The organism is Paenibacillus sp. J31P316 (assembly GCF_056269105.1).
Map to the genome: position 1 here is coordinate 167,553 of NZ_JBWDNI010000008.1, position 14,605 is coordinate 182,157.

The following is a 14,605-nucleotide window of genomic DNA, read 5'->3' on the forward strand; positions in this document are numbered from 1 at the left end:
ATGAACAATGTGGACGCAAATAAACCGAGCAGGAGAAATGACCTTGACTAAACAAAACTATCAGAATCATGTGAGAATGCATCCGTTATTCCATTATGTAGGAGCGCCTTTGATCATCATAAGTTTTTTGGGCGCGATCGTTATTCTCTGCTCCGAGCGCACATGAATGTCCCTGCTCGTCTTTGCTTGCACCGCAGGTATTCTACTTACCTTCTTGTTAGTCCGTTCCTACGCCACGAAACTTCAAGACCGCATTATTCGGACCGAAGAGAATTTCAGGCATTTCGTGCTGACCGGTACCCCTCTAGATACGCAGCTCAATAAGAGTCAAATTATCGCTTTGCGCTTTGCTAGCGATCAAGAATTTCCGAATCTTTGCCGGCAGGCTGTCCAGCAGAAGCTGACGGCTGTCCAAATCAAGCAAGCCGTTCAAGACTGGAAAGACGATGATCATCGCGTATGACAGAGACTTCTCGTTGTAGATAAATAGGTATCGATGACAAAAAAGCGACGCGCAGGGAATCTCCCTCCACGCCGCTTTTTTGTGTTTTACGCGTACCTTCTTACGATCTTCGTCACGATTTTAATCAGCTTGATATAGTTCTTGAACTCGGCGAAGTAATTGCCGATGACTTTCTCGATCATCTTCTGGATGATCATGATGCCGATCTCGTCGCGATATACGTCCCACACCGTCGAGAGGATGTCGCCGACGTTAAATCCGCCCAGGCCCATAAGCTTCGCCCCATCCTCGAAGCCGATGACTTCGGTATTCCGAAGCTGCAAGGCAACGTCCGTGATGCTGATGCCGGCTTCCCTGAACGTGGAGATCGCGACCAGTACGGCGACTTCGTTGTCGTCGATCAAGGCTTTCTCCGCCCCGCTCAGCTCGTCGTAGAACGCTTGTCTTTCTTTCGCCGAGATGGCTTTGATGATTTGGTACGTATTCTTCAAGTTGTTGCCGTTCGCCATCTGAAGCGCGCTGACCAGCTCGACCAGCGAGATCAAGCCCGAATCGAGCATCCCTTGCGCGACTTCCTGCAGCGTCCAGCCGCCGATTTCATCCAAATACATGGGAATCCATACGACGCGGCTGCGACCGGCGATCAGTGCCCTGGTGAGATCGGGGACGTTCGTAAAGCCGCCGTGATAGAGCGCGTCCGCGATCGCATAGAACTCCGTGTTCATATTCCCGAGCAGCGTCCCTAGCTGCTCTGCGGTATATCCGTTCTCCTTGAGAATCGCGATCGTGTTATCGGATCGGATGTTCATGTATCGCAGGTACTCGGAAGGCGCATATCCGTCGTGGATAAGCCAGCGAAGCGTGTCATCGGCCGAGCGGTCGCGCAGGTAGGACAGCGCATCCTGCACCGATAAACCGAACGTCCTCAGCAGCGCCGCGACGCCGTCCCCGTGCTCGCCGTAGAAACTCAGGGCGCTCATGAGCGCGCGTTTCTCGTACCCTGCGTCGTACATGGCTTTGGCGATCGCCGTCATGTCGGCGTTCGGCAAGCCGGCTCGCACGATCGCGATCGTGTCGATCGGCGACGTGCTCGTCGTACGGATGAACGCGACGATCGCTTCCGGCGTGTTCACGCCGAGCCGGACCAATTGCGTGCCCTGCTCTTCGTTCGTTCCCGCGTTCTGGCGGGAGCGGTTGTAGTAGTTATACCGCATCTTCAAGATGCTGGCATTATCGAAGCCGAGGCTTGCCAGCGTATCGATCAGATAACTCGCGCCGGCCGTCTCCAGTATCCCTCGTCTGGCCAATTCCGCCGCGACGTCGTTCGCGTTGCCGCCTTTGTCCTTGATTCGCTTCAAGTACGCGTACAAGGGATCGGCGCCGAACACTTCGGTCACGGCCGCGCGAACTTTGTCCGCCGGGATGACTTCGCCCCGAATGGCATCGGTAACGCCCAAAGCATCCAGTCCGAAGATGACCTTCAGCGCAAGCACGATATCCGTCGGGCTGAACTTGTCGCTCATATACACCGCGACGCTGTTCGGCGTGGACGTTTTGTCCGAAGGGATCATTTTGATCAAGTAGCCGACGTTCTTATCGCCGTAGTAAATCGCTACGACCGCAAGGCCGAGCTCCGTCTTGCCGTAATACGGCGAGAGGATCGCCGTCGACTCGTCGGCTCCGAGCGCGTACGCGTCCTTCAAATACTGAACGACGTCCTTGACGGGAGCATTCTGCTGATGAAGGAATGCCGCTGCTCCATCCGCCGTCTTGATGCCGAACAAATCGAGCACTTCCTGCAGCGTGCCGGATGTCGCATCCGACCCGTAAACCTCGTCGACGGTCGATTGTACCGCGGCCGCGCTGTATTGGCCGAATGCCGTCAGAATCGCTTTCGTCTCCGCGTTCGTCTTGCCGTAGTTCGACTTTAACGCCTGGGCGATGTAAGCGACCCGGTAACCAGTCTCGTTCATTAACGATACGAATTGTTCCGAGGTCAAAACGCCTTCCGTCTTCAAGGCGTCCACGAACGCCGAATCGTACGTCGATCCGTAAGCGGCGCCGATGCCGCCGACGATCGCCGCCGTCCCGAACGAGCCGCTGGCCAGGAACAGCTTCGCTGCATCCGCTGCGGATTGACCGAAGTCGGTCTTGAGCAAGCCCGCGATGTCGAGGAACGAGAAGCCCGCGTTCCAGAGATGCGTAATTGCCGCTGCCGGATCCGCAACGCCTGCCGCCAACAACGAATCTCGCGCCGCCTGAGCGGCTGACGATTGCCCGCCATCGCCGTAAAGCTGATGTACCGTCCACTCGATCACGCTGTCGCTATCCGGATAAGCGGCGATCAGCGCTTGAATCGTAACGTCCGCCCCGTTGCCGTAGTACGAACGGGAGGCTTCGATCACGTCTTGCATTGCGTAACCCAAGGCGCGCAGGAAAGGCGCGGCTTCTTCGATCGTTGCCAGGCCGCTCTCGTCCAGCAGCTCCTCGAGGCTTTGGTCGATCGGCTGTCCGTAAAGCTCGGCGACTTTGTTCAAGATGTCCGACGCGTCGATAGACCCGTAATGAAGCAAGTCGTAAGTCGCCTTGCCGGCCGACAAATCGTAATACGTCTTGGCTGCCAATACGATGTCGCGCAGCGTGAAATCGAGCGTCCGCAGCTGCGGAATCGCATCCGCGAAGGTCGCGACGCCGAGCCCGGTCAACGTGCTGAGCTGCGTCTGCTGCAGCGTTTGCCCGTAGACGTTCTGGACGGCGGCATCGATCTCCGAAGAGGAATAATCGGTCGTCACGGCCAGAACGGCGATCGTCTCTCCGCTCGTCAAGCCGTAATGCTCTTGGCCGACCCGCACGAGCGCATTCAGTCCGAAATACATTTTCTTCAAATACGGTACTGCCAGATCGAACGTATCGAGGCCGTTAGCGGCCAGCGATTCGACGATCGTCTCGCTCTGTCCGCTTCCGTAGACGTCGGCAACGGTGCCGACGACGTTCGTTTGCGGGTACAAGCCGGAGGCGACCAGCGCTTGCAGCGCCGTTCCGGACGAGAGGCCGTACTCGTTCTTCGCCAGCTTGACGATGCTCGCCAGGCTGAAATTCGCCCGGTTCATGAACGTAATCGCCGCTGCATAAGAGGTGTTCCCTTGCGTCTCCAGCCAGTCATGAACGACGGATTCCACGGATTGGCCGAACAGCGAGGCCAGCGTCGTCGCGACCGCGTTCGTGTCGACGGTATGGTTCGCGGCGTACAATGCCGCAATCTGTCCGGCGTCGCGGGAGAAACGCTCTTTGGCCACGGCCGCGATGTCGCGGAAGCCGAAGCCCGCGTTTCGCAAGTATTCGACGGCCGGTTCGACGGCCGAGATGCCTTGGGCGTCCAATGCTTCCGCCATCGTCGTCTCGATCGTCTGACCGTAAACGGACGATAATGCCATTAATACCGCGTTAACGTTATTCGGGTATTTCTTCGAAAGCGCGTAAGCCGCTTCGCCTGAAGTCAAGCCGTAAAATTCCTTCAAGCTGCCGGCCATGTCGGACAGCTTATAGCCGCCAAGCGCCAGGAAATCGATGCCGCTTTCCGGCGTCGCGCTGCCGGATGCGGTCAGCAGCTGCGCGATCGTGATCTGCTGCTGCCCATACAGGGATTGAATCAGCTTGATCGTGCCCTGCAAGTTGTTGCCGTACGAGAAGCGAACGATTAACCCCTGGATAACCTCGTCGCGGCTGAAGCCGCCTTTGATCAACGCCGGACCGAGCGCGTCGTATGTCCGGTAGTCCGGATAACGGGCAGCCAGCGTGTTGATGACGGACGTCGCCGTCGCTCCTTGCGCGCGAAGCGTCTGGATCCAAAGCATGATCGGGTCGCTTCCGTACGCCCACGCGATCGCCGCGGCGATGTCGTCCGACGGTTCGCCCGTGCTCGCGTTCATGGCCGTTGAAGCGTCCAAATCCGATAACCCGTAGTTTTCGCGAAGCACGAGCGCGATATCGCGAAGCGAATACGGCGACAGCTTGCGAATGACTTGATCCATCGTCTCCTGCTTGCCGATCAGGTAAGCCGCGACGTCGCTCGCCGCGATGCCGTACCGGCTGAAGGCGAGAATCCATTCGGACCAGCCTCTACGGTCGAACGATTCGGCGACGTCCTCGAAGGCGTAGCCGGCATTCTTCAGCGCCGAAGTCAAGTAAGGCAGCGCTTGTCCCGCGCCGCTATACCCGTAGGCGCCGATCGTGCCGTCGATCAGCTCGTCGAGCGTGAATTGCCCGGACAAGCTCATGGCGACGGTCAAATCCTCCAGCGTCGTTCCGCTGTAGAGATATTGCGCATCCTTGCGAATCGTCGTGACGCTGCATGGACAGCCCGGCATGACGTTCATCCGCTCCAGCATAATCCATTGCTGCAGGTTCATGCCCATCAAACTTTTCAAGGCGCTAGCGATTTCATATTTGTCCCACAACCGGGATGCGGAAACGGCTGCCGCTACGGTATTGATATCGGGTGCCGTTCCGGGATCGCCCGCGAAGGCGGCCAGCAGACCGGCAATCGCATCGCTCGCCGTATATCGGGTGGAATAGTCGCCGCTTAGAACTGCGATTGCGTCGTTGAGTGCGAACGCCGTTCCGTCTTGCACGATGGCGTCATGCAGCGTCTTAAGCGCCTGCGATGTCGTGAGTCCCGCTTGCTTCAGTTGGTTCAGCACGGAGCTTCGGCCGGTGCCCCTGACGTTATTCAAGAAATAAGAAGTCGTCGCGACCGGATCGTAACCGCCTTTCACCAAGTAACGGAGCAGATTGTTTCGCTCTTCGTTCGTCGCGCCGTCGTAAAGCGCGCCGATAGCCGTCGCGATATCCGCTTCGTAAGCGAGAAGCAGCAAGCCTGCCCGCTTCGCCAAGTCGTAACCGTTCGCGCCGAACGCCTTCATGGCCTCGCTCGCCGCAGAACCGGTCATCCCCCACACTTCCTTGATCGTTACGGCGATCAACCGATCGTCCGCTTGGCCCGCCTTCATCGCTTGGATGACGACGGCCGGGCTGTCGCCTGCTTCCAGGACGGCAGAAGCGACTTCCCTGGATCCCACGCCCGCATCCAACATCGCTTTCGCCGTGCCGGCCTGCGGGAACGAACCGCGGACGATGCCGTACGTATCCGATGCGGAGAAGCCGGCGTGGACGAATGCCGCCACGGCCGTAACGGCGTCGTCGAACGCGTACGCTTGCGCGACCGCGCCGCCGATCGCGGCAGCCGCGTAACCGGCATCGGCCAGCGCTTTCGCCATCGCCGCCGCTCCCGCGGACAGCTGCGCCTTCATCGCGGCGGCAACTTCCGTCGCTTGCCAGCCGGCGTCTTTCAAGGCGCGGATCGCGTTCGCATCGCTCAGCTCGTAAGCGGACTGCACGGCTGCCGCGGCGTCTTCCAGGCCATAACCGCAAGTCTTCAGAATCGAAGCCGCGCTTGCGGCCGTCTCGTCGTACGCCGACCGCAGCATGGACGCGACGTCGGACGCGGAGGCTCCGGCGACTTTCAGCTGAATCGCCGCTTGCTTGCTCGTCTTGCCGTGCTTGCGCAAGAACGGTCCGAACTCGGACGGCGTATAGCCCGCTGCCATCATATCTCTCTCATAATAAGGGTAGCTCGTGTCAAACATGGCATCCTGCCCTTGCAGCATCGTCGTCGCGTCGGCTTCCATCTCGCCGAACAGCCCGATGATCGCTGCTTTGGACAATTCGTATACGGTATTGACGGCTCTCGTATACGAGGCGACGGTGAAGCCGCCTTCCCGGAGCGCTTGGAGCGCTTCGAAAGCGGTCATCCCGTACTGGCCGCGAAGCACCTGCGCCGGGTACACCGCGGAAGAATCATTGACCGCGCTGCTCGATACGAAGCCTTGAACCGTCGCGGCGTTGGCTACCGGCGTCTCGCCGAATGTCGGCAAGAACAGCAGGTTCACCGCCTGCACGCGGTTGACGCCGGCATAAGCGACCACCGCCGTCGCCGCGGAGCCGATAACCTTTCCTGTGGCGCTCCACGTCAAGATGATCGTCGTCGGATCCGAACCTAGCGCGGATCTCACGTTGCTTTGCCATTGGTTGTCGATCTTCACCGAGAACGACGTAGAGTCCGTCGGCTTCATCGGTTTGTCGAACGTCAGGATCACTTTCGTCCCGCTCTCGTCGGACGTCGCCGCGATGAGCTTCGGCGCAGAGCTGACGTTATTGACGATGCGATCGCTGCCGAAATCGTAACCGGTTTTGCTCAGCTTGAGCGTGAAATTCCGATTGTAGCCCATATTGAAGGCGACTTTATAGCTGAGGCCTTCGTCGGAAGCCGTAACCGTTACCGGCGAGACGTTGTTGCCAAGGCTGTCGATCAGCTTGACGGACAGGCCCGGAACCGGTGCGTTCAACGTAATCGTAAAGCCGTTTTCGTTCACCGCCTGCACGGCCGCGATGGCCATGATCGGCACGTACGCGGTTAGGGTCGAAGCGAACGCGTAGCCCTTCTTCGCGAACGTCAGCGTATACGTGTTTCCTTCCGAGAGCGGCGCTTGCGCGATGAACTGGCCTGCCGCCGGTCCCGCAACGACGGCCGAGACCGGAATGCGCTCGCCCGCCGCCGTCTCGATCGTCATGTCTGCCGGAAGCAAGGCGACCTGTGACGGTGACAAGGATAACGTAATGCCGCTCGCGTTCACCCCAACGACACTCGTTTGGACACGGATCGGCAATATGACTTCGGACGATCCCGTAGTCGGATGCGCCGGATCCAGCACTTCGATGGTATAAATGACGCCTGCCGTCAGCGATACGAGCACCGCGTACGATTTGCCCTTGTCCGGCGAATTCGGGTTCTCGTCGAAGAACTTGCTCGCGTTCAAGGCGATGACGTTTCCGTTGCCGTCCTTCAGTCGGACGAGCGACGGGCTCAAATTCGGAACGGCTGCGCTTAGGCCAAGCTTGAAGCCGGAGGCCGTCACGTTGGACACCGTTGCGGTTCGAACGTCGAATGCGATCGGCGCTCCGAACGCGTAACCGGATGCCGCGATGGTTACGGAGTAAGGCTTGCCATCTTCGAGATGAGCAGCGATAACATACGTGACGCCGTCATCGGAGGTCGTCGCCGCTTGGATGCCGACGGTATTCCCCTCTGCGTCCAGCAATGCGAAGCTGCCTTTCGTCAGTCCGGCTACCGCGGTCTGGAACTCAATCGCGATACCTGCCGCGTTCGCTGATTTCAACGTCGCCGCGACGGAAACCGGTACGAATGCTTGCCGTCCGATGCCGAAATCGTAGCCGCCGCGCGTTATCGTCAGCGTATACGTCTTACCTTCCGTCAGCGCTGCAACGACATGATATTGCTTGTCGCCATTCGCGGCGGTGACGAATTGAACCGTGACCGAAGCACCCTGTTCGTCCGTCAACTCGACGTTACCGACGACTAAGCCCGCAACGGCTTGATCAAGCGTAACGTCGAAGCCATCGGCGCGAATGTCGGCAACGTTCATGCCGACCGTAATCGGCACGTTCACCGACAGCGCGGTTCCGAAGTCGTAGCCGTCCGCGTGAATCGAAAGCGTGTACGTCTCGCCTTCGGTTAGCGTTGCGTGGAGGGCGTAAACCGCTCCGTCGTTCAGCTCCTCGACCGAATTAATTGAAACGAGCACCCCGCCGGAATTCCGGAGCTCGAAGGCGCCAGCCGGCAAGCCGCCGATGGAAGGCGACAGCTTCACGCTCAGTTGACCCGCATTAACGCCGACTTGTTGAACCGTGATAACCGCCTTGAAAAAGACGGACGTCTCCAAGCCGAAGTCATAGCCTTGTTTGACCGGCTGCACCGAGTATGTCCGGCCGCCAACGAACGCCGCGGTTACGCGGTATGTCGCTCCGTCGTCGGTCGTGACGGCTGCCGTCGCGCTAAGCGTGTTGCCGTTATCGTCCTTTAATACGAAGTCCGAAGCATTTAAGCCCGGAACCGCCGGGTTCAAGCCCATGTCGATGTACGTCGCGCCTGATCGAAGCACAGCAGCGCTCGCCGCGACGGGAATATCCATGGGGACCGGCGCTCCGAAGTCGTAGCCGTCTTTCTTCGGAAGCACGGTGTAATGCGCCGCGCCCCAGAACGTCGTCTCGATCAGATACGTGGAACCGCCGTCCTCCGTCGCTGCTTGCTGTACGGGAATCGGCTGGCCCCAGCCTTCCCGCATGATGACGAAGTCGCTTGCGCGCAAGTCCGGTACCGGCTGATCGAAGCTCAGCGTAAAGGCGTTGACATTGCCGACCATGGTTCCCCCGAACGTCGGAACGACCGCTTGCAGCGAGAACGGCAGCGCCGCGCCGAAATCGTAACCCATCTTGTTGATCGACAGCGAGTAGTGGACCCCCGCCGTCAGTTCGGCCGAGACCTGGTAGGTCAGCCCGCCGTCCCACGAGACGAACGTCGCTCTGATCGGAGCGCCTTGCTCGTTCGTCAAGACCAGATCCGTATCGAGCAGCGCGATCGGCGACGTGAAGTTCAGCTTAAAGCCGTGAACGGACACGCGGTCGATCGACGCTCTCTTGGACGTAAGCGAGAACGGATCCGACGTGACGACCGCGTAGCCGGACTTCGTCGTCGCCACGGTATAGGTCTTGCCTGCCGTCAATGCCGCTTGGATTTGATACGTTAGCCCATTGTCCGACGTGACGGCGGACGTGATCGCGACCGTATTGCCGTCCGCGTCCGCGAGCCGGAAATCGCTCGCGACCAGCCCCGGAATCGCGGGTCTCAAATTCAGCGCGAAGCCCGATTGATTTTGCCGGAGCACGATCGCATCGACTTTCACGACGTAAGCGACCGGTATCGGATCGCCGAACGCATAGCCGGGTACGGTCGTCTTCAGCGTGTACGTCAGGTTCGGATCGAAGATGCCCGTCAGGTGATAGATTGCGCCTCCCTGATAGGCGGCGGCAATCGCAACCGTGCGTCCCGTCCCGTCGACCAGCGTGAAGTTAGCTGCCGTGAGACCCGGCATGTCCGGGAATACTTGGACGGCGATCAAGTTCGTCTGCGTGCCGAGCAATCGCGTCTGCGCCGTCGCCGGGACGTTGAACGACACCGGGGATGCGAGCTTGAAATCTTCCCTCGCCAAGTCGACCGTGTACCCTTCGCCCGCCTGAACCATGGACATCGTCACCTTGTACGTTAGTCCCTGATCCGTAGTCGCGAGCGTGTATTGGTTCACCGCGATCCGGTTTCCGTCCGGGTCCCGCACGATCAGCTGCCCAGGCAGCAAGCCTGCGATCCGCGCGTTGAATTGAAGCTTAAAGCCCGTGACCGTCGGATTCGCGACCGTCGCCGTAACGAGCTTCGTGACGACGAACGGAACCGGTTCGTTGACTTGGGACGCGGCATTCGGCTTGTATTGAACCGTATACGCCTTGCCTGAAGCCAGCGTGCCCGCGATCGCATACGTCGAGCCTCCGTCGCTCGTCGTCGCGGACGTCATGGCGATGATCTCGCCTTGCGGGCCGCGAACGACGAAGTTGCGAAGCTGAAGGCCCGCGATCGGAGTGGCGAACGCGACGGTTACGCCGGTGGCCGATGCGCTTGCAACCGTCATCGACGGCGGCACGACGAACGCGACCGGCTTCATTTCGAAGTCGTCCAGCCCGAGCGTGAACGCATAATCGGCTCCCGGGTGGAAACCTCCCGGAACGGTTACGCGGTAGGTGAGCCCGTTATCGGCAGATTCGAACCCGTTCGGATAGACGGTTTGCCCGTTCTCGTCCTTCAGGGTCAGGCCGAGATAGTTCTCGATCTCGGGGAACGCGGGAGCGAAATGCAGGATCAAATGGCCGCCCGCCGTCACGTCCGTCACGCTGCCCGTAATAAAGCGGTTGACGTGGAACGTTACCGGCGATTGGAAAATGGCGTACGCTTTCGTCAGCGTCAGCGTATAGTCCTGGCTCGAAGCCAATTGGACGCGAACATGGTACGTTGCGCCGTTATCGTCGGTTGCCAACGTGACTCCGCTCAGCCTATTATTGGCCGCGTCCCGGATATCCACGTTCGCCGGCAGCAATCCTGCAATCGGGTTCGCAAAGGCAAGCTCGAAGCCTGCGTTCGTGATCGACGCGATCGTCGTCGAACCTGCATCGACGGTATCCGCCGCTTGGAACGAGACGCCGCCTTCCGGCAAATGCCCGAGCAGCTTCAGGTTGTACGTGCCTCCCGTCAGGACGGCATTCAGTCGGTACGAATGCCCGCCGTCAGAGGTCGTTGCCGACGTTATCGCGACTGGATCTCCGGTTGTCGTATTCGACAGCAGGAAGCTGCCCTCCCATAAGCCGCCGTTCGGGTGATCCAACGTCACCGTCAAGCCGTCGTTGCCGATCGCGCCGACAGTAATCGTCGAGAGAATCGGAAGATGAATATAGAACTGATTCGGATCGGCATCGGCGTTCATGCTCAGCATGTACTCCCCGCCCGCCAAGCTCGCCGAGATCCGGTACGTGGCTCCGCCATCGTCCGTCGCGGCCGAGCCGATCGGAACCGTGACGCCGTCAAGCGTCTTGAGCGTAAACGCGCCGGCATCGAGCGTCAGCGGCGGATTCAGGCTGAGCGTCACGCCCGTCGCGGACACCGCGGAGATTTCGTTGCGCGCGGAGACGCGAATCGGCTTCGGAGCGCCGAAGTCGTAGCCGTCGGCATGGGCCGATAACGCGTACGAATGCCCGTTCGAGCCGGCGAACTTGCCGATGTAGAGGTGCATTTGGGCATCCCAGACGACTTCGAGCACCTCGACCAAGGCTCCCGTCTCGTCGACGACACGGAAATTATCCTTCGTCATGTTCGGAACCGACGGGTTAAACCCGGCCATGAACTGCGGCGGTCGCTGGCTCGCGTTCCAAGGATTCAGCGTCGCGCTGACGATGATCGCCGGCGAGCCGAAATCGTAGCCCGGCGCGGTCACGCCGAGCGTGAAAGGTCCGCCCGCGTTGATTTCCGTCGTCTGCAGCGTGTACGTCAATCCGTTATCAGCGGTCGAAACCTCGGTCGGAACGATCGGATCCCCGTTCGCTTTCGACAATGAGAAACGGGAGGCGTCCAGTCCCGGAACTGCCCGGTCCAAGTGAACCGTATACCCCGTATACTGCGGACTGTACGGTCCGTTGATTGTCGTGTACCTGTCGACCGCGATCGTCGCGGGAACGACGACGTCGCCTTCGGCATACTTGGCGTCCGGCATATCGAACCGGAAGGCATACGTGCCTGCCTCAGCCATATCGGCTTCAATGTTCCACGCGAGGCCGCCGTCTTCCGATCGAAGACCGGTGACCGCTATTGGTTGTCCGTTCGCGTCCTTAAGCGCAAACTGTTCGGCGGTCAAGCCGCCGACCGGCGTATCGAACTTCAATCGGAACGACCCGTGGGATACTTGGCTCACCGTCGCGGGTATCCGCTCGGGGACCACTTCGATGGCAACCGGCGCGTCGAAGGCATACCCTTCTTTGTTCAGCGTCAGCGTGTACGTCTCATTCATGTCCAGCGACGCCCACACTTCGTACCGCGAACCGACGACGACCGCGCTCAGCATGTCGATGCCGACCGGATCGTGATCGCCGTTCCGCAGCTCCAAGCTGAGCGGCTCCATGTCCGGCACCGCTTGATCCATCGACAGCACGAAGCCCGCCGTCGTCACGTTGGTCGCGGACGGCGTTACGAGAACGATGTCCGGAGCGCCCGGTACGACTACGGCAAGAGCTGCGCCGAAGCTGTAGCCGGTCTTGGCAATGGCAAGCGTATACGATTCGCCGGCCGCAAGCGTCGCGGCTATGGCATACGTCGCTCCTCCGTCGGTTGTTGCCGCCGTTAGGGCAACCGGCGCGTCAAGCGCGTCCGTCAAGCTAAAATCGCCGGCGGACAAGCCGTCAACCGCGCCGTTTAACGAAACGGTAAATCCGGTTTCGGATACGCCGCTGACCGCAGCCGTCACCGGGACGGTTTCAGGCGTCGTTACCGGCACGTAGACGGACTTCGAATGGCCGAAATCATAGCCCGTTTTCGTAACGGTCAGCGTATAGGTAACGTCCTCGGCCAAAGCTGCCGCGATCGTATACGAGATTCCGTTGTCGGATGTCGCGGCGTCCGCGATCGCGACCGTATTGCCGGCTTGCTTCAACGTAAATACGGGATCGGTTACCTCTTGATCGAATACGACCTTGAAGCCCGCCGCCGAGATCTCCGTCACGTTCGCGACGACATCGATCGACTGCGGCGGCGTTACCGCTACCGAGAAGCTGACGGCGCTGCCGAAATCATAACCGGTTTTGGCCAATGCGACCGTATAGGTCTCGCCTTCGACTAGGACCGCCATGACCCCATAGGAAATACCGCCGTCCAACGTCGCTATGGAACTAACCGCTACTGGCTGGCCGCCTTTGTCCAGCAGCGTGACCGCGGACGGCGTCAAACCCGTCACGGCCGTGCTGAAAAGCAATTTAAACCCGGACACGCCGGCCTGAGCGACCGATACGCTCACCGTCGATGGCCCGGTCGGATTCGGCGGAACGAAGATGCCTCCGCCGCCTCCGCCGACCGGCGCGCCGCTGTCCTTGCCGCCGCGATCCGTCTTCTCTACTTGGAGCGGCTCGGTCTCGAACACGACATCCGGCGCGTCGACGAGCGCTTTGGCGATTTCGCCTGCCCCTTGCACGCTCGTCGTGCCGTGCAGCTCCGCGTTCGCGACTTTGACGCCGTCGTTCAGCGTAACCGCCGTCCCGCCGGCCGTCTCGTTCACGACCAGACGATCGATCGAACCTGTCTCGACGATTAATTTCATGTCGCTCTTGATCTCGACGTACGCGAACTGGCCGGATAACGTCACTTCACCGTCCGCGGAAATCGCGATGCCCGCGATGCCGGCAGCCGGCGCCGTTCCGTTCGACTCGATGCGCGCGTCCGTCCGAACGTCCAGCTGTTCGATGACCGTCGTGCCGTCGACGACGACGCGAATGCGCCCGTCCTTCTTCTCGACGATCACGGTGCCCAGCTTGGAGTCGTCGATATGGACGCTGTGCTCGCCGCCTCCGTTAATGGCCGTCGTTCCGTTCACGGTGACGCCGTCCAAATAAACGTCCCCGTCTCCGACCGCTTGGCCGATCGTCAAATCACCCTTAACGATCACGTTGCGAAGCGTGACGCCCGGAACGTCGATCGAAAGATTCCCCGCAACGGTGACGGTGCCGGACGATGGCCCGTACGTCCCCGCCTCCCGTAACGACTTCGCGGGAACGACGATGCCTCCCGCGGCATTCGGAGCCGATTGCTTCAAAATCCGATCCAGCACGACGACCGCTTCCGCCCGCGACATCGTGGCCGCCGGACGAAGCGTGTGATCCGGATAGCCGGTCACGAGCCCCGCCTCGAGCGCGGCGCCGAGCGCATAACGGCCGTAAGCCGGCACGCTGCCTTGGTCCTTGAACGCGGCAAGCGGGTCAGCGCCTTCGCGAACGACCACCGGCACGAGCTTCGCCAGCATCGAAGCCGCTTCGACGCGGGTCAGCGTGCCGTTCGGACGGAACGTTCCGTCCGGGAACCCGGAGACGTAGCCCTCGCCGACGGCCGCGGCCACGTCGGACGCGTACCATGCGCTCGCGGATACGTCCTTGAACGATGAGCCTGCTCCGCCCTCATAGGCGAACAGCCGGTTCGCGAGCGCGACGAATTCGATCCGCGAGATGCTCGCGTCCGGACGGACGGTGCCGTCGTCGAATCCTTCGATGTATCCCTTCCCGAGCCAGTCGGTCAGCGTACGCTCCGCCCAATGGCCCTGTATGTCTTTCGGCGCGGACGACGCGCTGCCCGCCTCGGCGGAGCTCGCGTATCCGGTCCCCGGCTCTATCAAACCGCAGACGAGACTCGCGATCACGAGCCAATGAATGAAGAGCTTTGCCCTCTTCCCGTACCTGATGAAACCCATAACGTATTCCCCTCTCGCAGATCACTCTGTCCATGGGACAGATTCCTAACTGTTATCCTCCCATTCTACGAACTGTCACTAAAAGAATAATGAAAGAATCAGACAAAAAAAGACAAAAACCGCGCCCCGATTGGGTTCCGCGAATTTTTGCCTGCTCTTTGGCCTTTCTATTTGCCTGCTTTTT

1 protein-coding gene and 1 pseudogene are annotated in these 14,605 nt (G+C 60.1%); one reads left to right on the plus strand and one right to left on the minus strand.

Going from position 1 to position 14,605, the window contains the following annotated elements:
- The first annotated feature begins 37 nt into the window (after nt 1-37).
- A pseudogene (locus tag AC0YNU_RS22060) lies at nt 38-463 on the plus strand (DUF6526 family protein).
- Nucleotides 464-549: 86 nt separating this feature from the next.
- On the opposite strand, the gene AC0YNU_RS22065 reads toward AC0YNU_RS22060, so the two are convergent.
- Nucleotides 550-14,421 carry an S-layer homology domain-containing protein gene (locus AC0YNU_RS22065; RefSeq protein WP_475760650.1) on the minus strand — a complete coding sequence of 4,624 codons (13,872 nt, stop codon included), beginning with the start codon at nt 14,419-14,421 and terminating at the stop codon, nt 550-552.
- Nucleotides 14,422-14,605 lie beyond the last annotated feature (184 nt).

Bases quoted from the DNA above. Each gene is read 5' to 3' on its own strand.
- AC0YNU_RS22065 (WP_475760650.1), bottom strand. From the start codon at position 14,421: ATGGGTTTCATCAGGTACGGGAAGAGGGCAAAGCTCTTCATTCATTGG.